Annotated in this window: 19 protein-coding genes and 1 pseudogene; 10 read left to right on the forward strand and 10 right to left on the reverse strand. The window is 72.3% G+C overall.

From position 1 onward, the window contains the following. Positions 1-166 precede the first annotated feature (166 nt). The 4 genes from A3Q37_RS04420 to A3Q37_RS04435 all read right to left on the reverse strand — a co-directional run bounded on the left by A3Q37_RS04420 (position 167) and on the right by A3Q37_RS04435 (position 7129). Positions 167-2542: a bifunctional serine/threonine-protein kinase/ABC transporter substrate-binding protein gene (locus A3Q37_RS04420; protein WP_065477706.1), complete on the reverse strand. Its 2376-nt coding sequence runs from the start codon at positions 2540-2542 to the stop codon at positions 167-169. 1 nt (position 2543) lies between these two features. Then, positions 2544-5324, reverse strand: a complete 2781-nt coding sequence (locus A3Q37_RS37620) for a bifunctional serine/threonine-protein kinase/ABC transporter substrate-binding protein (protein WP_255311731.1) — start codon at positions 5322-5324, stop codon at positions 2544-2546. 9 nt (positions 5325-5333) lie between these two features. Further along, complete coding sequence (locus A3Q37_RS04430) at positions 5334-6164, reverse strand: hypothetical protein (protein WP_255311732.1); 831 nt, start codon at positions 6162-6164, stop codon at positions 5334-5336. A gap of 125 nt (positions 6165-6289) precedes the next feature. After that, the gene (locus tag A3Q37_RS04435; RefSeq protein ID WP_065477989.1) at positions 6290-7129 is read right to left on the reverse strand and encodes an alpha/beta fold hydrolase; all 840 of its coding nucleotides are present in this window, start codon (positions 7127-7129) and stop codon (positions 6290-6292) included. A 165-nt stretch (positions 7130-7294) separates the two neighbouring features. Here A3Q37_RS04435 and A3Q37_RS04440 point away from each other — a divergent pair, with 165 nt between their 5' ends. From A3Q37_RS04440 to A3Q37_RS04455, 4 genes are all read left to right on the forward strand, one after another. Further along, complete coding sequence (locus tag A3Q37_RS04440; RefSeq protein ID WP_079137652.1) at positions 7295-9775, forward strand: GTPase-associated protein 1-related protein; 2481 nt, start codon at positions 7295-7297, stop codon at positions 9773-9775. A 153-nt stretch (positions 9776-9928) separates the two neighbouring features. Beyond that, positions 9929-11938: a WD40 repeat domain-containing serine/threonine protein kinase gene (locus tag A3Q37_RS04445; RefSeq protein WP_065477711.1), complete on the forward strand. Its 2010-nt coding sequence runs from the start codon at positions 9929-9931 to the stop codon at positions 11936-11938. Positions 11939-12009: 71 nt separating this feature from the next. Then, entirely contained in the window at positions 12010-14055 is a 2046-nt protein-coding gene (locus A3Q37_RS04450) for a WD40 repeat domain-containing serine/threonine protein kinase (RefSeq protein ID WP_065477716.1), read from the forward strand. 100 nt (positions 14056-14155) lie between these two features. Next, a complete protein-coding gene (locus A3Q37_RS04455) occupies positions 14156-14515 on the forward strand; it encodes a hypothetical protein (RefSeq protein ID WP_065477718.1) in 360 nt (119 codons plus the stop codon). On the opposite strand, the gene A3Q37_RS04460 is transcribed toward A3Q37_RS04455, so the two are convergent. Continuing rightward, complete coding sequence (locus A3Q37_RS04460) at positions 14496-15338, reverse strand: hypothetical protein (RefSeq protein ID WP_065477719.1); 843 nt, start codon at positions 15336-15338, stop codon at positions 14496-14498. The genes A3Q37_RS04455 and A3Q37_RS04460 overlap by 20 nt on opposite strands. A gap of 233 nt (positions 15339-15571) precedes the next feature. On the opposite strand from A3Q37_RS04460, the gene A3Q37_RS04465 reads away from it, so the two are divergent. Then, entirely contained in the window at positions 15572-16891 is a 1320-nt protein-coding gene (locus A3Q37_RS04465; RefSeq protein ID WP_079137653.1) for an SGNH/GDSL hydrolase family protein, read from the forward strand. A gap of 273 nt (positions 16892-17164) precedes the next feature. Beyond that, on the forward strand, positions 17165-17368 hold the full coding sequence (locus A3Q37_RS37625) for a hypothetical protein (RefSeq protein WP_255311733.1): 204 nt from the start codon (positions 17165-17167) through the stop codon (positions 17366-17368). A gap of 568 nt (positions 17369-17936) precedes the next feature. Here the strand turns inward: A3Q37_RS37625 and A3Q37_RS04470 are convergent. From A3Q37_RS04470 to A3Q37_RS04475, 3 genes and pseudogenes are all read right to left on the reverse strand, one after another. Continuing rightward, positions 17937-18665, reverse strand: a complete 729-nt coding sequence (locus A3Q37_RS04470) for a hypothetical protein (RefSeq protein ID WP_141693547.1) — start codon at positions 18663-18665, stop codon at positions 17937-17939. A 63-nt stretch (positions 18666-18728) separates the two neighbouring features. Then, positions 18729-18842 (reverse strand): annotated as a pseudogene (locus A3Q37_RS35370) (VOC family protein); the annotation flags it as partial. A gap of 5 nt (positions 18843-18847) precedes the next feature. Then, on the reverse strand, positions 18848-19309 hold the full coding sequence (locus A3Q37_RS04475) for an ATP-binding protein (RefSeq protein WP_065477723.1): 462 nt from the start codon (positions 19307-19309) through the stop codon (positions 18848-18850). 153 nt (positions 19310-19462) lie between these two features. On the opposite strand from A3Q37_RS04475, the gene A3Q37_RS04480 reads away from it, so the two are divergent. Both A3Q37_RS04480 and A3Q37_RS04485 read left to right on the forward strand, forming a co-directional pair. Next, positions 19463-20335, forward strand: a complete 873-nt coding sequence (locus tag A3Q37_RS04480; RefSeq protein WP_065477726.1) for a helix-turn-helix transcriptional regulator — start codon at positions 19463-19465, stop codon at positions 20333-20335. Further along, positions 20332-20577 (forward strand): DUF397 domain-containing protein, encoded by a 246-nt coding sequence (locus A3Q37_RS04485; protein ID WP_065477730.1) that lies wholly within the window; start codon positions 20332-20334, stop codon positions 20575-20577. Before A3Q37_RS04480 ends, A3Q37_RS04485 begins: the two co-directional genes overlap by 4 nt. A gap of 7 nt (positions 20578-20584) precedes the next feature. Here A3Q37_RS04485 and A3Q37_RS04490 read toward each other — a convergent pair whose 3' ends face one another. Next, positions 20585-21181 (reverse strand): hypothetical protein, encoded by a 597-nt coding sequence (locus tag A3Q37_RS04490; RefSeq protein WP_065477732.1) that lies wholly within the window; start codon positions 21179-21181, stop codon positions 20585-20587. 59 nt (positions 21182-21240) lie between these two features. Between A3Q37_RS04490 and A3Q37_RS04495 the strand changes: the two genes are divergently transcribed. Further along, positions 21241-21735 carry a MarR family winged helix-turn-helix transcriptional regulator gene (locus A3Q37_RS04495; protein WP_065477734.1) on the forward strand — a complete coding sequence of 165 codons (495 nt, stop codon included), beginning with the start codon at positions 21241-21243 and terminating at the stop codon, positions 21733-21735. Between the two features lie 88 nt (positions 21736-21823). Here A3Q37_RS04495 and A3Q37_RS04500 read toward each other — a convergent pair whose 3' ends face one another. Next, complete coding sequence (locus A3Q37_RS04500) at positions 21824-22186, reverse strand: hypothetical protein (RefSeq protein ID WP_065477736.1); 363 nt, start codon at positions 22184-22186, stop codon at positions 21824-21826. A gap of 159 nt (positions 22187-22345) precedes the next feature. Here A3Q37_RS04500 and A3Q37_RS04505 point away from each other — a divergent pair, with 159 nt between their 5' ends. Beyond that, a complete protein-coding gene (locus A3Q37_RS04505) occupies positions 22346-22819 on the forward strand; it encodes a hypothetical protein (protein WP_065477738.1) in 474 nt (157 codons plus the stop codon). Positions 22820-22833 lie beyond the last annotated feature (14 nt).

Genomic DNA, 22833 nt, shown 5'->3' on the forward strand with positions numbered 1-22833 from the left:
TGTCACCCCCCATGGTGGGGGTTCGGCGGGGCGGGACGGAGCATCTCGAAAAGCTCCACGCGCCGTCCCCGGCCGTCACCGAAAAGGCTGCCGTACGGCGGGGTCCCCGGTCCATCGAGGATTTCTTAAGCGCCGCCCCAGGAGATCTTCACACCTGGCCGGGGGTTCACCGACCGCTGCCGCCGGACGCCTCCCGGACCTCCCCGTACGGCCCCAGGAAGCGGGGGTTCCCCTTCTCGATCCGGTAGAGGAAGATCCCGTCCGGGATGCGCACCTGGCGGGTCGAGGCGGTGAAGGCGAGGGTCCGCACGATCCCCCGGTGCTCGGTGCGCACGATCCGCCCGCCGATACCGCTGCGCACCTCGCCCGCGGCACTGGTGGTCCCGGCGGCGCGGGCGATGAGGCCGACCGCGTCGTACGCCTCGGCGGCCCAGGTCGCCGGGGGTGCGCCGAAGCGCTTGCGGTGGGCGGCGGTGAAGGCCCGGGCCGCGGGGAGGGCGGCGGGGTCGGCGTAGGCCTCGGCGAAGACCCAGCCGTCGCCCGCCTCGCCCGCCCCGTCGAGGAAGGCGGGCCCGAGGGCGGGTCCGGCGGCGACCCGGGTGCCGGTGAAACCCTCGCCTGCCAGCGCGGTGGCGAGGCGGGCGGCCCGGGACGCGTCGCCGCCCCCGAGCACCACGGCGTCCGCCCCGCTGCTCACGGCCTTACGGGCGACCGCGCCGAAGCCCGCGTCGCCCCGGACGAGAGGGTGTTCGAGGAGTGTGGCACCGGTGGGGGTGGACTCGCGGAACGCGCGCCCGACCTCCCCCGCGAGCCCGGCATCGGCGGCGTCCTCGACGAGGAGGATGCGGCCGGCCGGGGTGGTACGGGCCAGGTGGCTGATCAGGCCGGGGGTGAGCATGCCGTCCAGGGGGCGGGTGACGCAGAGGTGGAGCCCGGTCCCGGACTCGACGGTGCTGGAGCCCGCCGCGACGACGACGTTGGCCAGCCGCGCCGCGCCGTACCGCTGGACGAGTTCCTCGCGCAGGACGGGACCGGTCGGCCCGAGGACCGCAATGACCGCGGGGTCCGCCGCCAGCCGCTCGGCCACCCGGAGGGCCGCCGCCGGGTCGCCCCGGTCGTCCTCGGTACGCAGGGCGAGCCGGAACGCCTTGTCCTTAAGGGAGTTGTGGTCGGCGACGGCGAGCTGGGCACCGCGCTGGTGGGCGAGCCCGGTGACCCGTCCGCTTCCGCCGAGGTCGGCGTGGAGCCCGATCGTGTACGTGGGCGGCTCCCCGGCCCCACCCGACGGCCCGCCCGCCCGGCTACCGCGCCCACGCAGGGCGTTCCAGCCCGCGGCACCTCCACCGACGAGGAGGACGGCCCCGACGGCCCCGGCGGTCAGGACCCGGCGGCGGGTGGGGCCGCCTTCCCGGCCTTCCCGGCCTTCCCGGCCTTCCCGGCTGACGGCTTCGTCGCCGGCGGTTTCGTCGCCGGCCGGGGTGAGCGTGGTGGGCAGGGGTTCGGGGTCAGGCAGCGCGAGGGCGGCGGCGGACCGCTCGGCGATCAGCGCGGGGAGCCCGGCGGGGGCGTGCCAGGGGGTGAGGGCGGGGGCGGGGGCGTTACGAGGGGGCTCGCCCGGGTCTGAGGCCAGGTCCGGGTCCGAGGCGGCGCGGAGGGCTTCGCGCGGGTCCGGTGGCCTCGGCCGGAGCGCGTCCGGGGACTCGCGCGGGTCTCCCGACGCACCCCGGATCGGGGCCGCCTCCCCGCCCCCCGCCAGCGCGTCGCGGACCCGGCTCGCGGTCGGCCGGATGGCCGGGTCCTTCGCGAGGCAGGTGGCGATCAGGGGGGCCAGGCCGGCCGGGATACCCGTCAGGTCCGGGTCCTCGTGGACCGTACGGAACAGAGCGCCCGCCCCACCGCCCTCGCCGAACGGCCCCCGCCCGGTCGCCGCGTACACGAGGACGCAGCCGAGCGAGAACACGTCGCACGGCGGCCCCAGCGGCCCGGCCGACGCCTGCTCGGGGGCCAGGTAGCCGGGCGTCCCGATCACCGCACCGGTGGCGGTCAGCGCGGTGGCGCCCTCGTGCCGGGCGATCCCGAAGTCGATGAGGCGGGGCCCGTCGAGGGCGAGGAGCACATTGCCGGGTTTCACGTCGCGGTGGATCAGCCCGGCCTCGTGGACCGCGGCAAGGGCCTCGGCGAGCCGGCTCCCGAGCGCCCGGACGGTGTCCGTGGGCAGCGGGCCTCCGGCCGCCACCACCTGGGCCAGCGAGGGCCCGGGGACGAACGCGGTCGCCAGCCACGGCTCGCGGGCCTCGGTGTCCGCGCCGAGCACCGGGACCACCCAGGGACCGGTGATCCGGGCGGCGGTCTCGGCCTCGCGACGGAAGCGGGCCCGGAAGCCGGGGTCGGCGGCGTGCTCGGCCCGGATCACCTTGACGGCGGCGAGCGCCCCACCCGCCGAGCGCGCCAGGTAGACCACGCCCATGCCGCCCGCGCCGAGCCGGACGAGGGTGCGGTAGGGGCCGACGGTGCGGGGGTCCTCGGAGGTGAGGGGCCGCACGTCAGCTCTTGGGCTTCGGGGCGGGGCCGACGTAGCGGACGCGACCGTCCTTCACACGGTACAAGTGGGCGTCCTGGCCGACGAGTCGCTGACGCTCCTTGTCGAACGCGTAGGTGCGCGAGATCCCCTCGTACCGGGAGGCAGCGATCGCGGCGGTGAGCGCGGACCGGCTGGGCCGGCCGTCGCCGGAGGGCGTCACACTTGCCGACGCCCCCTTTGCCGCGTCCGTCGCGCCCTTGGTGGTGGCGGTGGATCCCTTGGCCGCCGCCTCGGCGAGGGTGGCCAGTTCACGGGCGACGAGCCCCGCCACGTCGTACGCCTCGGCCGACCACGCGGCGGGCGCGGCGCCGAAGCGTTTGCGGTGGGCGGCGGCGAACGTCGCGGCGGCCGGGGCGGTGGCGTCGATGAACGGGGCGACGAACTCCCAGCCGTCGGCCGCCGCGCCCGCCTGTTCCAGGAACTCCGGCCCCATGGCGGTGTGCTGGGCCATGCACGGCCCGGGGAAGGAGCCGTCGGCCAGGATGCGGGCGACCTTGGCGGCGCCGGCTGCTTCACCGGCGTAGAAGAGGGCGTCGCTCCGGTGCGAGAGGAGGTCGGTGACGACCGGGTCGAAGACGGTGGTCCCGGCGGGCACCACTCGGGGGTGGGTGGTACCGGTGGTGAGTTTGGGTGTCAGCAGGTTGACGGCGTAGCCCGCCTGGTAGGCGGACTGCCCGCCGGACCGGTCGATCAGGATGCCCAGCCGCTCGACGTCGGGGCGCAGCAGCAGGCGGTGGACGACGGGGAAGGAGAGCTCGGCGTAGGAGGGGGAGGCCTGGAAGAAGGAACCGTTGGCCCGGGTCGGGAAGGACATCAGGAGGGCCGACACCGTCAGGACCGGCATCACGGCCTCGTCGTACGCGGACAGGGCCGCCCCCGCCGTATCGTCGCTCGTGGGGCCGATGACCGCGACGACCTCCGGGTCGCGGGCGAACTCCTCGGCGACCCGGGCCGAGCGGGCGGGGTCGCCCTGGTCGTCGAGGCCCTTCACGGCGAGCCGGAAGGGCCGGTCGTCGAGGGAGTTGAAGCGGTCGACGGCGAGCCGGACGCCGCGTTCCTGGGCGCGTCCGGCGGCGCTCAGGGGCCCGGTGAGATCGGCGTGCACGCCGATGATGAGGCGCCGTCCGCCGGGCGCCCCGTCGTCTCCTCCCCCGCTTGCTCCGTCACCGGTGAGCCGTACGGCGGCGAAGGCTCCGGCGCCGAGGGCGAGAGCACCACCGGCCGCGAGGAGCAGGAACCGCCGTCGGCCGGGGGCGGGTTGCGGGGGCCCGGGCTCCTCGGTGACGGCGACGGTGGCGTCGATGGCGGGCAGGGCCAGCAGCGCGGCGGCCCGGTCCGCGATGATCCGGACGACGTCCTCGGGCAGCCAGTCGGCGGTGCCTCCGGCGGGGAGGTCCTCGGCGATCAGGGTGTCGAGATCGGCGGCGGTCGGACGCGTGTCGGGGTCCTTGGCGAGGCAGCGTTCCAGGAGCGCGCGCAGCGCGGGGTCGTCGATGCCGCCGAGGTCGGGGGCGTCGTGCACGGTCCGGTAGAGGATGGCGTCGACCGCACCGCTGCCGAAGGGCGGCCGCCCGGTGGCCGCGTACGCCAGGAGACAGCCGAGCGAGAAGACGTCCCCGGCGGATCCGGTTGGCCTGGTGGCCGTGGTGGACCCGGCGGCCGTGGTGGGTCCGGTGGATCCAATGGACTCGGCGGCCGTGGTGGGTCCGGCGGACTCGGTCGCCCCGGCGGGATCGGTGGATCCGGCGGGCCCGGTGGACCCGTCGGCCCGGGTGGGCCCAGCGGCCCCGGTCGCTTCGCCGGACCCGGCGGCCGTGGTGGACCCGCCGGGATCGGTGGACCCGGCGGCAGTGGCGGGCCCAGTGGACTCGGCGGACCCGGCCCCTTCGCCGGACCCGGCGGCTGTGGTGGACTCGGCGGGATCGGCGGACCCGGCGGGCTCGGCGGATCCGGCGAACTCAGCGGCCGTGGTGGACCCGGAGGACTTGGTCGCCCCGGCGGGCCCGGCGGCCCTGTCCGCCCGGGCGGGCCTAGCGGCCCCGCTTGCTTCGCCGGACCCGGCGGACCCGACGGCAGTGGCAGCCCCAGTGGACCCGGCTGCCCCGATCACCCCAATAGCCCCGCCGGGCCCGGATGCCCCGGCGGACCCGGTCGCCCCGACACCCCCGGCCGCCCCCACCGAACCACCCGACACCTGCTCCGGCGGGAGGAAGCCCGGGGTGCCGACGATCAGCCCAGTAGCGGTGAGCGCGGTCGCGTCAGCGGCGCGGGCGATCCCGAAGTCGATCAGCCGGGGGCCGCTCGCGGTCAGCAGCACGTTGCCCGGCTTGACGTCGCGGTGGACGAGCCCGGCGGCGTGCACGGCGGACAGGGCGCGGGCGAGCAGTCGGCCGAGGACGGTGACGCTGCGTACGGGGAGCGGTCCGCGCCGGGCAACGACGTCGGACAGCGTCGGCCCGGGCACGAACTCGGTCGCAAGCCAAGGCCGTTCGGCCTCGGTGTCGGCGCCGGTGACGGACACGGCCCAGGGGCTGTCGACGCGGCGGGCGGCCTCGGCCTCGCGGCGGAAGCGGGCCCGGAAGTCCTCGTCCCCGGCGTACTCGGGCAGGATCACCTTGATCGCGGCGAGCGCTCCGGCGTCGGTGCGTCCGAGGTAGACGACGCCCATGCCGCCGGCTCCCAGGCGGCCGAGGAGCCGGTGGCCGCCGATCCGGGCGGGGTCGGTGGGTCGCAGGTCGTCCATCGTCCGGCCTCAGCTCTGCTTCTCGACGGTGGATTCCAGCCGGGCCAGCATGGTGCCCTGCGCCTGGACGACGAGCTCGTCGATCTCCCGCTCGGTGCGCCCCTTCGCCCCCTTGCCGGTCACGGCCACGGTGAACTGGAGGGTCTGCGCCTGCTGCCAGAAGTAGTGGTGCGGCCCGCCGAGCTCGGAGCTCCGGTACTCCCCCAGCTCGGTGAGGGAGTCCTCGGAGGTGTTCTGGGTGGCCTCGCCGCCGAGGAGCGCACCGGCGAACATGGAGCCGATCTGCTCGCCCTCGCGCAGCTGCTGGGTGGGGCAGCGCATGCTCTCCTCGATCGACTCGGCCATCTCCCAGGTGGCGTCCTGGCGGGTGCGGTGCACGGTGACGACGGCGGCGAGGCGCACCGGCCCCTTGCCGGCCTCCGCGGGCACCTCGAACGACCGGGTGAGGGTGGCGAGGACGCTGGGCGCGGGCTTCCGCTGCTGCCAGACACAGTCCTCGCCGAGCACGGGCCAGGTCGCGGGGTCGCTCTCGTACGGGCTCCGCTTCACCACCCCGGGGCCGAAGCTGTCGGGGCCGGCGATGACGCGGTCGATGAAGTCGCGTGCCTCGGCGCGGGTCTTCGGGAGCCGGGCGGGGTCGGGTACGAACGCGTCCTCGGGCGACGGCCCGGCACCGGTGCCGCCGCCGGAGCCCGCGCTCGCGCTCGCCGAAGCGTCGCGATTCTCTGCCTTCCCCGGATCGTCCGCCGCCTCCGAGCAACCGGCGAGCAGCACGGTCACGAGGGTCAGGGCCAGGGGCAGCGCGAACCGGCCCCCTCTTAACGGCACATGACAGGTCACAGCGCTCCCCCGCTCTCCTCTACGACGCCGTATCGATCATAGGTTCGGCGGGCTGCCGTGGGTGGAGGTGTCCGGGGACTGTTGCCTCATCGCGACATCAGGAGAACCGGGCGGCTCCGGCCGGGTCAGCCGGTCTCCGCCAGAAAGGCGCGCAGGTGCTCGACGAGGGCGTCCGGCCGGTCCTGAGGAATCAGCGTGTAGCTGTCGGCCACCTCCACCAGCCGTCCCCTCGGCAGGATGTCGGCGAGGCGTCGCCCGTGGTCGAGCGGCATGACCCGGTCCTCGGTCGCCCAGACCACCAGCGCGGGCCGGTCGAAGGTCCGCAATTCCTCCGTCCAGCGCAGGAGTTCGGCCTTCTCGGGTACGCCGAGGACATAGGCGCGCAGATCGCGCCGGATCTCGGCAGAGGTCAGCAGCGGCCGGAACCACTCGTCCATCGTGGCGTGCGGGACGGGCCGTTTGCTCATCCACCCCCAGGTCATGGGGAGCCGCCGGGCGGGCTTCAGCCGGAGCAGGGAGAAGGCGGCCCTGATCCCTCCGGGCAGCCTGGCGAGGGCGGCGAGGTTCCGGCCGGGCAGCCCGGGCGGATAGTTGTCGAACGCCTCGCAGGAGGTGATGACGAGTCGGCCGATCCGGTCGGCCCGCCCGTCCGCGACCAGGGCCTGGGCCCCGCCCCAGTCGTTCATCACGAGTGTCACGTCCTCCAGTTGGAGGGCTTCCAGAAACTCGGCGACCAGCCGCGCGACCCCGAGGACGGACAGATCGGCCCCGGCGTCCATGGGCCTGCGGTGCCCGCCGAGCGGCAGGGTCGGCACGACGCACCGCACCCCGTCGCCGAGCCCGGCCACGACCTCGTCCCACAGCGAACCGTTCATGGCCACGCCGTGCAGAAGGACCACGACGGGCCCGTCACCACCGGTGTCGCGGTACTCGATCACACCCGCCGAAAGCCTCACGTCGTCCATGCGGTCAACATAGTCCGGCCGCCCTCGGGCCAGCACCTGACGCAGCGTGGGGATTACCTCCCCGTCCTTGATAACGTCGCCCCCGCGGCTGCGGACTTCTCCCCCGACCCAGCCGTACGGGGTGGGCACGGGGACCGGGCGCGGCAGGACGAAGAGGGCCGACAGATGAGCCTTGCACAGGTGCACTACACCTCCGCCGCGCCGGGGGACGAGGAGACGGCGGGCCGGTTCACGGCGGTCGGTCCCGGGGTGTCCGGGGCCCTGCTGGCGGAGATCGAGCCGTTGGTGCGCTACGAGCTGCCCGAGGGCGTTCCGGACCGCCTGTCGGACGGCGAACTGCGCTCGCTGCCGCAGTCGTTCACGTACGCCGTCCTCTCCGACGGTAGCCGTCTGGTGTCCCGGTCGGCTCCGGTACGGGACACGAGTGGCGGCGCGGGACCGGGGGTCCGGTTCCACGCGCACGCGGTGCATCTGCCGCCGGGGGTGCCGCTGCCGGGCGACCGGCTGCCGGTCGAGGCGTGGCGGTCGCCGCACTGGGTGGCGGTGACGCCCGGCGGCGCGATACCGGACCCGCTGACGCTGCCGCCCGGCCCGACGGCGGTCTCCGAGGGCCTGGACGACTTCGCCGTGTCGCGCGGCCCCTGGCTCGCGGCCGTACTGGCGGATCTGCGCCGGGCGAGCGAGCCGACGGAGCCCGGCGGGCGGCCGGTGGTGCTGGTGGAGCGGCAGTGCGCGGACGTGGCGAGGTGGCTGGGGCTCGCGTCCGTGACCCTGCCGAGGGAGTGCGCGGAGCGGCTGACGTTCACCACGTACACCCGGCGGCTGGGCAGTTCGGCGGCGCGGGTGGTGGGGGTGCTGCCCGAAGATGCGGAGGCGGCGCGGGCGGCGGGCCTGCGGGTTCATGTGTGCGCGGAGCGGCCAGCGTCGGGTGGCGGTACGGACGACGTGTGGGCGACGACGGCGGCGCGGGTCTGGCGGAGCCGGTCGCCGGAGCTGTTCCGAGAAGCCCGTGAGCTGCCCGGGGAGCCTTTCGCCGCAGGCCCGTTGACGGTGACGGCCCTGTGCGCGGGGATCGCGCTCGGGCCGGACGAGCGTGCGGCGGCGGCCGGTTGGGCGGCGGACCGCCCGTACGCCCTGGACGCCAAACGTACGGGCCAGCTGGTCGAGGCCCTCACCTCCCCCGGCATCGACGACCGTACGGGCCCCGAATTCGACGCGGTGGGGCGGCTGTTCGGCGCCCTGGAGGGCCGCTGCCCCGCGTCGGTGACCGCTCCGCTCGCGGCGATGCTGGTGACGGAGGCGGTACGGGGCGGCAACGGCTCGCTGGAACTGCCGCGCCGGGACGCGTTCGTGGGGCCGGAGGGTGCGGCGGTCGCGGAGCGGCTGGCCCCGGAGATCCTGACCGAGCTGGGCGACAAGGCCGGGCCCCGGTCGGTCGCGCGAACCGTACAACTGCTGCGGGTGGCAAGGCTGCTGGGCGTGGACGGTACGGAGTCGCTGCCGGGGGTTGTGGACTGCCTGGCCCCGGCCCTACTGACGGAGGCGGCGGCCGAGGAAGGGCCGGGCGCCCCGGACTTCGCCCCGGCCCTGCTGGAGTTGCTGGACGAGCAGTTCGAGGTGCGGACGGCGTTGCTCGGCGCGCTGGACCGGATCGCCCCGCGGGACCCCGGGGCGGTGGCCCGGTTCCTGGAGCGGGTGGCGCTGCCGTTCACGGGGACGCAGGCGTTGCCGCATCTGCGGATGTGCGCCGAGGTGCCGGGGGCGATGGCGACGCTGGGCGGTGACCGGGCGGCGGTGTGGCACCGGGTGCTGCGGGCGGCCGGCCTCTCCCCCTTCGCCGAGCCGCTGGTGCTGCGCACGGCGGTGGGCCTGGTGTGGGAGGACCGGGCCCCGACGGTCGAGGAGGCCCGCCTCCTGCTGGACGCGGCCACGTCGGACTCGCACCGCGCGGCGGGTACGTGGGCCCGCCTGGTCGACGCGGCGCTGAGCGCGTCCGCCGCCGAGCCGCCCACCACCGGCCCGTCCCCCGCGAGCACCGACGAGGCGGCGGCCCTCGCCCACGACCTGCTGCGCGGCTTCCCCGGGGAGATCGGCGGCCGGGAGCGGGCGGGCCTCCTGCTACTGGACCTGGTCCGCGAACTGCGCACGGGCGCACCGGAACCCGGCTGGGCGGAGACCGTCCGAACCCTGTGCGCCCAGGCCGAGCCGGTCGAACCGGCACTCCGGGAGCGGGCCCACGCGGCCCTGGTCGAACGGCTGCTGGCCCCGGACCGCCCGGGCGCCGAGCTGTACGACTTCGTCCACGGCGACGACGCCGAGCTGATCGCCGCGTACGACCGCACGGCCCGGACCGAGACCGTACGGACCCGGCTGCGCACCCAACCCGCCTACGCGGCGGACTGCTTCACCGTCTGGACGGCCCACCCGCACGCGGGCAGGACCTGGCCCCCGGTGGCCGCCGCCCTCCTGGACGAGGTCCTGCGCCCGGCGGTCCGCGCCATGTCCCCCGAGGCCGTCGCGGAGGTCGAGGCGACGGTGGGCCGCACGGGCAGCAGCGTCCGGGCCGACGCCTTCCGCACGTGGAACCGGTCGAGCACGCTGGGCCGCCTGGGCCGCCGGATCGCGGGGCGGGTGCGGCGGGGGTGAGCCGCCGGGGGCCGGTGGCGCGGGCAGGCCAGGCAGGTAACGGGCGTACACGCGCAGTGTCATGAACAGCGCGGTGTTCCGCACCCCCCGCCCCTTCGATCATGGTTATATTCCGCGTGTGATCACAGGTATATCCGGAAGATTCGCGTAGCCATGGTCGCCCCTCTGGCACCTTCGGACCCTCGGCGCGTCGGCCCGTACCAGCTCGAAGGGCGGCTCGGTGCGGGCGGTATGGGACAGGTCTTCCTGGGATCATCGGCCGCCGGACGCAGAGTCGCGGTGAAAGTCGTCCGGTCGGAGCTCGCCGCCTCCGCCCAGTTCCGCGCACGATTCGCCCGCGAGGTCGAGGCGGCACTGCGCGTGGGCGGATTCCACACCGCCCAGATCGTCGACGCCGATCCCGAGGCCGCGACACCCTGGCTGGCCGCCGAGTACATTCCGGGCCCCACACTCCAGCAGGTCGTCACCGCGCAAGGGCCTCTCGCGCCCGACGCCGTGCTCCGCCTGGGCGCCGGAATCGCCGAGGGCCTGGCCGCGGTCCACAACTGCGGCCTGGTGCACCGGGACTTGAAGCCCGGCAATGTGATCATCGCCGACGACGGCCCGCGCATCATCGACTTCGGGATCGCCCAGGCGGCCGACGCCGGACAGCTGACGCACGCCGGCGCCGTCATCGGCACCTACTCCTACATGTCGCCGGAGCACATCCGCACCCCCGCTGAGGTGACACCCGCCGGTGACGTCTTCTCACTGGGCTCCGTGCTCACCTTCGCCGCCACCGGCCGGGGCCCGTTCGACGCGTCGACCGTCCTGGCCATCATCCACCGGGTCACGAGCGAGGAACCCGTACTCACCGGCATCGCCGTGGGCAGCCCGCTGCACGACCTGGTCCTTCACTGCCTCGCCAAGGACCCCGCCGCTCGACCGCCGACCTCGGAAGTCCTGCGCCGACTGTCGGTCACAGCCCCCGCGCCTCCCGCTCCGGCCATCCCCCCGGTCGCACCCCCGCAGCCGGCCGCGCCTCCCGGCGGCGGCAGTCCGGTGCGACGCCGTTCCGTGCTGTTCGGCGGGCTTGCCGCCGCGACGGCCGCGGTCGCCGTGCCCGCCGCCGCCGTGCTGTGGCCGAGGGACGAACCATCCGCCGGGCCGAAGGGCAGGCCACGCGCGAGCAAGAGCCCCGACCGGGACATCACCAGGCCTGTCGGTGAGCTCGAAGGCCACAGGTGGAAGATCGAAAGCATGGCGGTCAGCCGGGACGGAAAGTACCTCGCCACGGGCGGCTACGACACGACGGTGAAACTGTGGGACCTCACCGCGCGCCGCGAGAGGGCAACCTTCGAAGGCCACACCGATTCCGTCTGGGCAGTGACCTTCAGCGCCGACGGCGCCACCGTGTACTCCGGCGCCTTGAAGGAGGTGCGGGCCTGGGACACGTACAGCGGAGCCCCGAAGAAGCAACTGGCCGGGTACACCGGCGAGAACGACTTCGTCACGTCACTGGCCGTGAGCCCGGACGGCAGGACCCTGGCCGTCGGCGTCGTCGGCCGGATCGAGCTGATGGACCCGGACACGGGCCGGGTCCGCGAGACGCTCGAAGGACAAGCGGGGAGCATCGCCTTCAGCCCGGACGGCAAGACTTTGGCCGGCATCACCGGCGAGGAGAGCAGAAACGGCATCCGGTTGTGGGACACCGCGAACGGCCGCCTGCTCGGTGCCCTGGGCGACGACAAGTCCGCGAACTACTCCGAGGTGGCGTTCAGCCCCGACGGGCGGACCCTCATCGCGAGCGGCCCCGGTGTCGAGCTGTGGGACCTGGCCTCCGAAAGTCTCGTCCAGACACTCACCGACCAGCACAGACGTATCGACTGCGTTGGCTACCGGCCCGCCGACGCCGGGACTTCGGGCAAGGCGATCGTCGTGGGAGGCGGCCGCTTCGTGGAGACCGAGAAGACCGACACCGTCGGCCGTACGGTCAGCGTCTGGGACGCGGACAGCGGGAAACTCGCCACCACCCTGGTCGTCGGCGACCCGAAGACTCCGATGCGGGCCTACATCGTCCGCCTCGCTTTCACCCCGGACGGCAGAACTCTCGCGGGCGCATGCACTCCGGCAGCCGGCGAGGACGGGATCGAGCCATCGGTCCAGCTGTGGGAGCTGCCGTGAGCGGCGGTGCCGAGAGACCACCGAGCCACTGCCCGAATCCCCCTGCGCCACCTCACACCGGACGGATACCCATGGACGCACTCAGGCCCGACGATCCGCAGTGGGTCGGCCCCTACCGCCTGGACGGACGGCTCGGGGAGGGGGGTATGGGGTCGGTCTTCCTCGGTACGTCGCCGGGCGGCCGGAAGGTCGCGGTCAAGCTGATCAAGCGTGAGCTCTCGACGACCCCGCAGTTCCGGGAGCGGTTCGCGCGCGAGGTCGACGCGGCCCGGCGGGTGGGTGGCTTCCACACCGCGCAGGTGGTCGACGCCGACCCCGATGCCGAATCCCCTTGGCTGGTCACCACGTTCATCCCGGGTCCGACACTGTACGAAGTCGTCGCCAAGGGCGGACCGCTGGAGGCCACCGCCGTGCTGCGGCTCGGTGCGGGGCTCGCGGAAGGGCTCGCCGCGATCCACAAGTGCGGCTTGGTGCACCGGGACTTGAAGCCCGGCAATGTGATCATCGCCGATGACGGGCCTCGGATCATCGACTTCGGCATCGCCCGACTCGTGGACGCCGGCTCGCTCACGACGACGGGCACGGTCATCGGCACCTACTCGTACATGTCTCCGGAGCAGATCCGCGCCGACCGGGCGGGAACGGCGAGCGATGTGTTCTCGCTCGGTTCGGTACTCGCGTACGCCGCGACCGGACGCGGGCCGTTCGACGCGCCCACGCTGATCGAGATCGTCCAGCGCATCCTGGACGAGCCGCCCGCACTCGACGGTATCGACGACGGTGCGCTGCGGGAGCTGCTCGCAGCGTGCCTGGCCAAGGCCCCCGAGGCACGGCCGACCGTCGACGACCTGCCCGGGTGGTTCGCGACCCGTGCGGCCGAGGGCGGGCGTGGAGGGGTGGAGCCACGGCCGGCAGAAGCCGGCGCGGAGGACCCCCGTGTTCCCCTGATGTCGCCCGCGGCTGCCGCGCCCTCGCAGGCGACCCTCCCGCTGTCCCCGACTGCTCCGCCACCGGAATTCGGGCCGGTGGTGAGCACCATCGATGCCGCGGGCGACAAGCCGCGCCCGGGCGGCCTGTCGCGGCGCACGCTCCTGTTCGCCGGGCTCGGCACGGCGGCCGCCGCCACAGCGGTCGGGGTGCCGCTCCTGCTGCGTAACAGCGACAAGGCAGACGGTTCTTCCGGCACCGGCGACAAGACAGGTTCCCCGCAAGGCACTTCGAAGCCGGACGAAGCCGAAGAGGTCGTCCGTCTGGAGGGCCTTGCGAACGGGCGGACGCTCGCCTTCAGCGAGGATGGCCGGCACCTGTACGGTGCCGACCAGAACACCATCCGGCGCTGGAATCCGAGCACCGGCGCCGGCACCGGCGACCCGGTCCACATCGGCGCCCAGGCGTTCCGGCAGTCCACAGCGTTCAGCCGGGATCTCCGCCTTCTGGTCAGGGCGGAAGAGGGCAGGATCCGCGTCTGGGACACGGAGACCGGCAAGATCGTGCACACGTTCACGCTGTCCACCGCGAGTGGCACGAGCCAGGAGGGCTGGCCCACGCACCTCGCGATCAGCGCGGACAGCAGGAGACTGGCCGCGAGCAGCGGGGGGAGCCTGCACCTCTGGGAGCTGCCGTCCGGCAAGCACAAGACCGTCACCACGAGCAATTCCGGCGGGCCCGTGGCGTTCCGCGGCGACGGTGAGATGCTGGTCGGCGGCGGGCAGTATCTGGAGACCCTGACCCCCGCAGGCAAGGCCACCGGCAAGATCAAGGGAAGCGGCAACACCAAAGCTGTCGTGTTCAGCCCGGACGGGAGCCTTCTCGCCTACGCGGGCGTGGACGGCCACACCGTGGTGTGGAACACGGAGTCCCGCTCGGAGGTCACCCGGTTCAAGCAGTGGTGCCGGACACTTGCCTTCCATCCGGAGGGGCGCCTGCTGGTCGGCGGCGAGGGCTTGACCGTCGCCGTGTGGGACACGGTGGCGGGGAAGAAGGTCGGCGGCTACGAGTGCCCCAACCAGGTCGAGGCGGTGGCTGTCAGCCCGGACGGCAGGACCGTGGCGATCGGCCTCAGCATGGCGATCTTCGAGGAGAACAAGGACTCGGTCCTGCTCTGGCAGCTGCCCTGACGCCCGTCCGAGGACGGTTCGCCGACGGCCGGTCACCGATGCTCCGCCCCGGGCCTACCGGACAGCCGGGGACGGGAGCCCCCGGCTAAAATGTTCTTTCATGTCGAAGCCTGACGAGTTGCTCACCGAAGTCGCTGCCCTGGTGGAATCCGGGCACAGCAACCAGATGTCCCTGACCGTGGTCGCCGGGGGTGCTGTCATCACCGGCCGCCTGGCCCCCGAGTCCGTCTGGAGGCAGCGGGTCTCCGAGGTCCTGGCGGACTCTGCCCAGCTGCGCGATTTCTCCGCCGTCTTCACCACCACCACGCGCAAGGAGGGGCCGCCCACACATCTGCATTTCCATGTGGCGCGGATTCTCCAGGGGACGGTGGGAATCCCGGAGACGGGCGGGATGTACCGCGTGGCGATCGAGGACGTCAGCGCCTGGACCATGGGCGACTTCAGCTACTCCGACCACTGACCCGGCTCGGCCGCAGGCGCTCGATGCGATCGGGGTCGCCGTCGAGCAGGTCACCGTGGCTGATGGTGAAGTCCCCGTTCGGCAGAGTCCGCCCGTCTCCGTAGTGTCGGCCGATGACCGCTGCGGGGAGGAAATCGCGCAGGCTGTGGCGCATGCTCCCGGAGTACTCGACGGGCGCGCCCCAGTCTGCGGGACCCTCGTCGGTGGAGAACAGGACCCAGTGGTCCACGGGCACGGCGGCGTCGAGGTCCGGTGCCTTGCCGGTGTGGCTGTCCAGGGCCGGTACGGTCATCCGGTCGGGGTCCAGGGGTTGGTACCAGAGCAACAGGGGCTTGGCCCGTCGCGCCTCGGCGTTGTCGAAGCAGCACACGACGATGGTGTGGTCCGGGAAGTGCTCGGCGTAGAAGTGCAGGAGCTCCGGGTCGAGGTCGGGGCGCCGCTGCGGCGGCACCTGCCACAGCGCGGCGGGGATCGAGGTGGGGTCGTCCGCCAGGAGCACCGTGTAGACGTCGTGGTCGAAGACCTGGACGACCGCCCGCGGTTCCATGCCCATCCATACGATGTCGTCGGCCGCCGCGGCGGCGACGTCCACGGCGGCGACCATGCGGTGCAGGACGTCGCCGGAGCGCCCCGCGGAGAGAAAGTGGCGCGGAGTGAGCTGCCTGGTCGGCACGTGCAGCAGCATGGCGTTCGGGCCGTCCGCCAAATTGACGGCCGTGTTCTGGTAGCCCAGGACATGGATCAGGCCGTGCTCGCCGTGGTGTTGACGCCCGCAGTACAGGATCGTGCCGGAGAACGCCGCCTCACCTGTCGATATGCACATGGCAGCAAAGTACCGGTCCGCGTCCGGTCACGCCCCGGCGCGTACCGGTGCCGCCGGTGGTACGAGCAGGTCACCGGACGTAAGCCAGCGCGATCAGCCGGGAGTTGTCGGGGAACGTGGCCGCGTCCCTGACGGGGGCTAACCGGAGGAACGATTCGGGGGGCAGCCCCGCTGATCTCCGGCTCGAAACGCGGTGAGATCTCCTCATCACTCTATTTCCGAGGAGATCCGTGATGCGTTCGGCAACGTTCCGACCGTGGCAGAGGGCAGGACGACGAGGCGGGCTCGCGGCCGCCACGGCCGTGCTCACCACGCTCGTCGTCGCGGCGGCAGCGACAGCGCGCGAGGGCGCGTGGCGGGAGCCGCGCGCCGCGGAAGGCCCGGTGTGGACGGGGGCGTGGGGCGCGGCCGTGCAGCGGCCCGTCGAGGGCAGCGAGGACTGGGGGACCAACTGGTCGCGGCAGGGATTCGCCGACCAGTCCGTACGCCAAGTGGTCCGCGTCGCGACCGGCGGCTCCACCTTGAGGATCAGGCTGTCCCATGCGTACGGCACCACGCCGTTGCGGATCACCGCGGCGGTGGTCGGCCGGTCCGCCGGTGACGCCCAGGTCTGGCCCGGCACAGCACGGAAGCTGACGTTCGGCGGGTCCCCGGGCACCACCGTCGCCCCGGGGCGCGAGATCGTGAGCGATGCCGGCGCCTTGAGCACCTCGCCGCTGGAGAAGGTGACCGTCACCCTGTACTTCGCCGACCGCACCGGCCCGGCCACCTTCCACCGGTTCACCACCGCCACCTCGTACCGCGCCTCCGGGCGCCATCTGACCGACGCCGACGGCGGCGCCTTCACCGCGTCCACGAACGCCTGGTACTTCCTGAGCGGGGTGGAGGTGTCCGGTCCGCCCTCCCCACGGCGCGGCACCGTGGTCGCCTTCGGGGATTCGCTGGTGGACGGCACAGGGGCACCGCCCGGCGCCGACACCCGCTTCACGGACAAGCTCGCCGAACGCCTGGCAGCCGACCGCCGACCGCTGGACGTGGTCAACGCCGGCATCAGCGGAAACCGGCTCCTCAACGACTCCCCCTGTTACGGGGACAAGGCCACCGACCGCTTCCGACGCGACGTGCTCGACCGCCCCGGCGTGCGCACGGTGATCGTCGGCCTCGGAGGCAACGACCTCGCCGCTCCCGAGTTGGACGACCCCTGCATGGGCTCCGCCCCCGTCGTGACCGCGCATCAGATCATCAGCGCTCACAAAGATCTGATCCGAGCCGCCCACGCTCGTGGGATCAAGGCCGTCGGCGCGACCATCCTGCCCATGAAGGGTGCCCTCTTCCCCGCCTACAGCGAGCGGGGCGAGAGGACCCGGAACGCCGTCAACCGATGGATACGCACCAGCGGTGCCTACGACTCCGTCCTCGACGTCGACCGGGCCCTGGCAAACCCCGCTGATCCCGCCCTGCCGCGCCCCGGCTACGTCCACCCGGACGGCGTGCACCCCAACGAAGCCGGGTCCCACGCCATCGCCTCCGCCATGAACCTCGACGCCCTCTGAACCTCGACGCCCCCGGAAACACGGGCAAAACCTGGCCCCGGTGGCAGCCGGATCGCGGGGCGGGTGCGGCAGGGGTGAGCCGGGGGCTTCGGCGTCGGGCCCGTCGAGATCGCACATGCATACGTTCCCCCTGTCCACGCGGGATAGGTTGCCCCTGCCTGGACCAACCAGCTGCTGAAGGCCGGCCGGAAGGAGATCGACGTCTCCGGCTTCGCGGGCGTCAACGAAAAGGACCCCGAGATCTGGTCCCGGAACCTGCCGTACAACCAGGACATGGCGATCAACCTGGGCGCGGAGGGAGGGAAAGGCTTCAACCCGGTCACCGGGCTCATGGAAGCGATGAGCAGGCACCCTGCGGCAGCAGCGGAGTTCTTCAACGAGAACCTGCGGTCGGACACCAACGACGACGGCATCGTCACGTCACCATGGTCGTCGAGAAGCCGTTCGGCGAACCGGCCGAATTCGAGAAGCACTTGAGCCAAGTACCTCGAACTACTTCCCTTCGGCGGGAACGCCATCACTTGGATTCAGGAAGACGTCACAGAATCAGTGGTGGAAAACGCGAAGGAAGAGGACCTGGACGGGGCCGTCCTCGAATCGGGAGAAGGATACGCGAGCGCGGAGGAGGCTACGAAGAGGGCCGCCGCAGCTGCCGTGGCCACGGGCGGGAAAAGCCGCCGGGCTGACACCCGAGGAATACAACACCTACCAGACGATTCATAGAAGCCGCTACCCCCTCGCTGGCACTCACCGCAGGCGCGGCGGGCTGCTCTGAAGAGGAGGCCAAGACAGCACCGGAGTTGCCGAACCAGTTCTGCTGGAACGCATTCGAGTTCATTCGACCACCTGAAGCCGGACCTGATCCGTATCGGAAAGAAAGCGATCGTCTGGAATACCGGAGCGATCACCTACTTCCCCTGCAAGGCGACAGCCAATTCCAGCCCGTCGACCGCGAAATACCTTCAGCTCACCATCCACGTCAGCGGCGCCCGAGTCGAGAACCGACGGAAGACCCTCCCGGGCCTCCTCAAGCAGTTCACTGTCTTCACCCAGAAGGAACTCGGGTGCGCGTGAGCCGGCTGCCACGCCCCCGTGGGACCCGGAAGTAGGTGACCGACGGAAGGGTCAGCGCGAACACCGCGCCGTGCCTACGGCGGATGCTCGCCACACTGCTCGCGGTCGGGGGCTCCCACAGGAGACGAAACCGGCAGTCGTGTGCGGCCTCTGCGTGTTCGGGAAGCGGGACAGTCGGCTGATCCCAGGCCAGGATGTGTCCGGCATGGGCAAGTCCACCGGGAGAGTCCCGAAGGGCAAGGTCATGGGTGAAGGGGATACCAGACAGGGCACGCTCGCCGGCGTCCAGAATGTGCGCGACAGTTTCGGCCGACGGCAGCGGTGAACTGAAGTAGGCAGTCACCCGCATCTCACAGGACACCCGGTAGGCAGACCTGGACAGCGTGAACAGGCCCGAGTCCGCCCATCCGCGCGCATAGTGGTCCTCGACGACGAGGAGGCGCAGCTCCAGTGGCGTGCTCCCCACGTAGGTTCCGACGATGGCACGCAGTCGCGCCTCCGCGGCTCGTCCGGCCTGACGGGCCGCGTCACTGCCCGCCAGGCGCCGCGCTCTGCGGCGGCTGGTCGAGCTGAAGAAAGTCCACACACGGGCCACAACGACGAACGCGACGAGCAGGGGCCACCACACCCAGCGCACAAGGAGCGCATTCACCCCGGCACCTACGATCGAGGGCCGTTTCCCGGGATATCGGATGGTCATGCACACGATCGTCCAGCCACAGACCGGCCCTCCGCCATCCGTACGCCTACTCAACCCGCCCCGTCACACGCGGCCGTACAGCGTGACGTGGTAGCCGTCGGAGTCGGCGAAGGTGAACGTCCGGCCGAAGGGGCCGCCGATCGGCGCCGAGACGATGGTGTGCCCGTCGGCGACGAGAACCCTCAGTACAGCAGGTCGAGTTCCGCCCGAACTGTCTTGCCCGGACTGCGGTCCAGGACTGCCCAGCGGTCTGCCAAGGCCTCCACGATCAGGAGCCCGCGCCCGCTGTCGCAGCCGTCCGCCGGAGCCGTGATCTCGCCGGGACCCGGCGGCCGGCGCTCGCCCCGGGTGTCGGAGACCTCGATCCGCAGGAGGCCCGGCATTTCCGGGTCGCCGGGCACGTGTGACAGGCGCAGTGCAAAGTTGCGGCCGGGGACGCGGCCGTGGGTCACCGCGTTGGCCGCCAGCTCCCCGATGATCAGGGCCGCCGACTCCGAGGCGTCACTGAGGTACGGGATACCCCAGGTGTGCAGCTTGTGCAGGCCGACGCGGCGGGCGAGCCGGGCGCCGCGCGGATCCGCCGGGTATTGATGATTGAACACACGTACGGTTACGGGTGGTTGGGTCTGTGCAGGTGCTTCCATGCCCCCAGATTCCGGGCTTCGGAGCCCACTCACCAGGTCACCAACCCGTACGCTGAGTCAGCGTACGGGCGCGAAGGGTAGACGGTACGGGTCACGTTCCGTGAGCATGGACGGGTTGCGAACCAGGACAGGCGCACGGGGAGGTGGCCGTACATGACGCACGGCACGGATGGCATCGACAGCCCGACCTACGGGACCTTCGGCAACGGGCGCAGCCCCGAGCCCGAACCGCACTACAGCCTCAAGATGTTCGGGGAAGTCGTCAAGACCTTCCGCAAGCGGGCACGGCTGACGCAGGAACAGTTCGCCCCGCTCGTCGGGTACTCACCCGAGACCGTCGCCTCCATCGAGCAGGGCCGCCGCCTCCCGCCGCCGGACTTCGCGGAGCGCGCGGACAGCATCCTCGACGCGTTCGGGGTGATCCTCGCGGCGGCAAAGCATCTGACGCGGCGGAAGGGACTGGCGAGCTGGTTCCGGCAGTGGGCGGAACTGGAGTTGTCGGCGCTCAGCCTCTACACGTACGAGTGCCGGTTGATTCCGGGGTTGTTGCAGACGGCGGCGTACGCGCGGACGCTGTTCGCCGACCAGTTGCCGCCGCTCTCCGACGAGCAGATCGAGGCCCAGCTCACGGCTCGGCTGGAACGCCAGCAGCTGCTGCGTGAGCGGCCGAACACCTCGTTCGGCTTCATCCTCGAAGAGCACCTGCTCCTCCGGGACTTGGGCGGCGAGGAGGTCACCAGGGAGCTTCTCGACCACATCCTCGACCTGTCCGAGCTGCGCAATGTCGACATCCAGATCATGCCGCTCGTACGCCATCACCATGCGGGACTGCATGGGCCGATGCGGTTGCTGGAAACGCCGGATCACCAGTGGTTCGGCTATCTGGAAGGGCAGGAGCACGGGCAGTTCGTCTCCGAACCCAAGGTGATCAGCGCGCTCCAGATGCGGTGTGCCAGTATGCGTTCACAGGCTCTCTCGTTGGATGACTCCAAGAGCCTGATGCGGCGGATGCGAGGAGCGAGATGAGCACCACACCCCTGGCCTGGTTCAAGAGCAGCTACAGCAGCGGCTCCGGAGACTCCTGCGTCGAGGTCGCCATGGAGTGGCACAAGTCGAGCTACAGCAGCGGCTCCGGCGACGACTGCGTCGAAGTCGCCACCTGCCCCTCCACCGTCCACGTCCGCGACTCCAAGCTCGACGAGAGCCCGCAGCTCGCCCTCGCCCCGGCCGCCTGGACGCGCTTCCTCTCGTACGCCGCCCGGGGCTGAGGAGCCGTCAGTCGCCGTCCTGCGCGCGGGCAGTTGACCGTACGGACTCCGCGCGCAGCCGTGTCGCGTACCAGGCCAGGGCGAAGCAGATGCACACGTACATCGCACCGGCCTGGATCGCGTAGTTCGGGTAGTCGATGATCCAGGCGCTCGCCGTCGGGTCGGCGGCGTGGGCCGGGTTGTCCGACACATGCGGCAGCAGCCACGCGATGAGGCCGCCGACGCCCTGCGCCGCGACGTACAGCGTCACGAACTCTCCGAGACGCCACAGGTAGGTGCGCCGGCTCTCGCGCCTCAGGGTACGGACCCGGGCGCGGGCGCCGCCCGGGAGCCAGTGGGGACCGGCCGACGCCACCTTCGCGCTCACCTCCGGCACGAGCACCACCGCGCCGACGACCAGGGTGAGCAGCAGGAGCAGGCCCACCGTGAGCAGGGCCTCGGAGCCGGCGCGGCTGCGCATCAGTTGCGGGATCAGCAGCAGCGCCAGGATCGGTACGTTCACCGCGAGGCAGGCCGCGAAGGTGCGGGCCAGGGCGCGGGGGTCGAGGAGGGAACCGCCCGGATGAGACGGATGAGACATACGCGTCGCAGAGGTGGCTGTCATGGGCTCAGCATAGGCCGGGTATTTCACCAAAGTGAAGGAGTTTGCCTAAGGTGGCGGCCATGACGACGCACGAGAGCCCCGACCCCGACGGCCGGGCGATGGGGCAGGAGTTGAGCCTGCGCGTGATCCTCTTCCACGAGGCCGTCGCCGCTCATCTCGGGCTCAACGCCACCGAGCACAAGATCCTCTCCCTGATCGCGGCGGAGCCGGGGGTCAGCCCCGGGCAGCTCGTGGAGCGCACCGGGCTGTCCAACCCGGCCATCACCAAGATCGTTCACCGGCTGGTCTCGCTCGGGCACGTGGACCGTCGCAAGGACGGTTCGGACGGGCGCAGGTACGCGCTGAGCGTGACGTCGACGCACCGCCGGGACCTGGCCCGGCTGTTCGCTCCGATGGCCGAGGCGATGAACGGTCTCGTGGACGGCATGGACGACGTGGAACGCGCGGCGGTCACCCGCTGGCTCACGGGCACCGTCGAGATCCTGCGCCGGTCGACAGCCGAACTGACCCGGCTGCGGGAGGCCGACGGGCCGGCTGACCGGCGGACAGACTGACCGGCTGACCGGCTGACCGGCTGACCGGCTGACCGGCTGACCGGCAGGCTCCGTCGCGGTGATCGCGCCAGTCATACCGCCCGGACGGTCAGCTCGCGGAGTCGCTCAGGACCCCGAGTCCCGCCACCAGCCCCACGTACGCGAGCACCAGCACCAGCGCGAAGAGGATCAGCAGCCAGCCGGTCACGATCGCCAGCAGGGCCTTGCCCCGGTCCTGCCCGCCCAGCCGCTTGCCCCGGCGGCGGCCGAGGTGGCCGGCCGGGATGGCGACGAGGCCGCACAGGAACATGAAGGCCGTGTAGAGGCCGCCGTACAGCAGCCAGAACATCGGTGCCGCCACGATCGCCACGATGAGGCCGGCCCCCAGAGCGGCCGCCCACGCGGCCACCCGGGCGGGTGTGTTGCGGGACCGCACCGCCGGTCCGGCGGTCTGCTGCGCGTTGCTCGCCACGATGGATCTCCCCCGTCGTTCTCCACCGCCACACTATGAGGTCGCCCGGCGGCGGTCTGACGGCGGGTCCGTGTGCCGGGCCCGGCACAGGTACCGTAAAGAGGCATCGATGTCACTCATGGGCCTCCTGGCGGGCTGCGTGAACCCCGGAGGAACCACATGACGACCAACCGTGGACGCAAGGACGTCATCCGCGACCGGATGGCCGCCACCGGCGAGTCGTACAACGTCGCCGCCCGCAATCTCAAGGCCATGAAGGACACCGCCGCCACCCGCGACGCCGTCCTCGTGCAGCGCTGGACGCCCGCCGACTCGTTCGACGTGCCCTGCCCCTGCGGCGGGACCTGCGAGCCGGGCGATACCTGCGACCGCTGCCACGCCCGCCACCGGCATGTGAAGCGCTACCCGGGTTCCACCACCGAGGTCGAGACCTGGGCCGACCGCTACGAGTGCACCGGCTGCTCCTCCTCGTACACCCTCACCGTCCACCTGGCCGGGCGGCCCTGGGGCGTCGCCGAGACCGTCGTCAAGGGCGGGTCGGCCGAGGAGGTCGTGCAGGCGACCGTCTTTCCCGGGGTCATTCACCCGCTGCTGCGGTCGGAAGCGGCCGAGAAGGGCGACGACGGGGAGTGATCGTCGGAGCCGCG

The sequence above is a fragment of the Streptomyces sp. PTY087I2 genome, assembly GCF_001687325.1.
Taxonomy (GTDB): Bacteria; Actinomycetota; Actinomycetes; order Streptomycetales; family Streptomycetaceae; genus Streptomyces.

What these genes read in the sequence shown, in the direction of transcription:
- A3Q37_RS37620 (WP_255311731.1), bottom strand. Translation starts at nt 5,324, where the DNA reads ATGGACGACCTGCGACCCACCGACCCCGCCCGGATCGGCGGCCACCGG.
- A3Q37_RS04490 (WP_065477732.1), bottom strand. Translation starts at nt 21,181, where the DNA reads ATGACAGCCACCTCTGCGACGCGTATGTCTCATCCGTCTCATCCGGGC.
- A3Q37_RS04455 (WP_065477718.1), top strand. Translation starts at nt 14,156, where the DNA reads ATGTCGAAGCCTGACGAGTTGCTCACCGAAGTCGCTGCCCTGGTGGAA.
- A3Q37_RS04485 (WP_065477730.1), top strand. Translation starts at nt 20,332, where the DNA reads ATGAGCACCACACCCCTGGCCTGGTTCAAGAGCAGCTACAGCAGCGGC.
- A3Q37_RS04460 (WP_065477719.1), bottom strand. Translation starts at nt 15,338, where the DNA reads ATGTGCATATCGACAGGTGAGGCGGCGTTCTCCGGCACGATCCTGTAC.
- A3Q37_RS04440 (WP_079137652.1), top strand. Translation starts at nt 7,295, where the DNA reads ATGAGCCTTGCACAGGTGCACTACACCTCCGCCGCGCCGGGGGACGAG.
- A3Q37_RS04495 (WP_065477734.1), top strand. Translation starts at nt 21,241, where the DNA reads ATGACGACGCACGAGAGCCCCGACCCCGACGGCCGGGCGATGGGGCAG.
- A3Q37_RS04445 (WP_065477711.1), top strand. Translation starts at nt 9,929, where the DNA reads ATGGTCGCCCCTCTGGCACCTTCGGACCCTCGGCGCGTCGGCCCGTAC.
- A3Q37_RS04450 (WP_065477716.1), top strand. Translation starts at nt 12,010, where the DNA reads ATGGACGCACTCAGGCCCGACGATCCGCAGTGGGTCGGCCCCTACCGC.
- A3Q37_RS04480 (WP_065477726.1), top strand. Translation starts at nt 19,463, where the DNA reads ATGACGCACGGCACGGATGGCATCGACAGCCCGACCTACGGGACCTTC.
- A3Q37_RS37625 (WP_255311733.1), top strand. Translation starts at nt 17,165, where the DNA reads ATGGCGATCAACCTGGGCGCGGAGGGAGGGAAAGGCTTCAACCCGGTC.
- A3Q37_RS04505 (WP_065477738.1), top strand. Translation starts at nt 22,346, where the DNA reads ATGACGACCAACCGTGGACGCAAGGACGTCATCCGCGACCGGATGGCC.
- A3Q37_RS04475 (WP_065477723.1), bottom strand. Translation starts at nt 19,309, where the DNA reads ATGGAAGCACCTGCACAGACCCAACCACCCGTAACCGTACGTGTGTTC.
- A3Q37_RS04470 (WP_141693547.1), bottom strand. Translation starts at nt 18,665, where the DNA reads ATGACCATCCGATATCCCGGGAAACGGCCCTCGATCGTAGGTGCCGGG.
- A3Q37_RS04465 (WP_079137653.1), top strand. Translation starts at nt 15,572, where the DNA reads ATGCGTTCGGCAACGTTCCGACCGTGGCAGAGGGCAGGACGACGAGGC.
- A3Q37_RS04435 (WP_065477989.1), bottom strand. Translation starts at nt 7,129, where the DNA reads ATGGACGACGTGAGGCTTTCGGCGGGTGTGATCGAGTACCGCGACACC.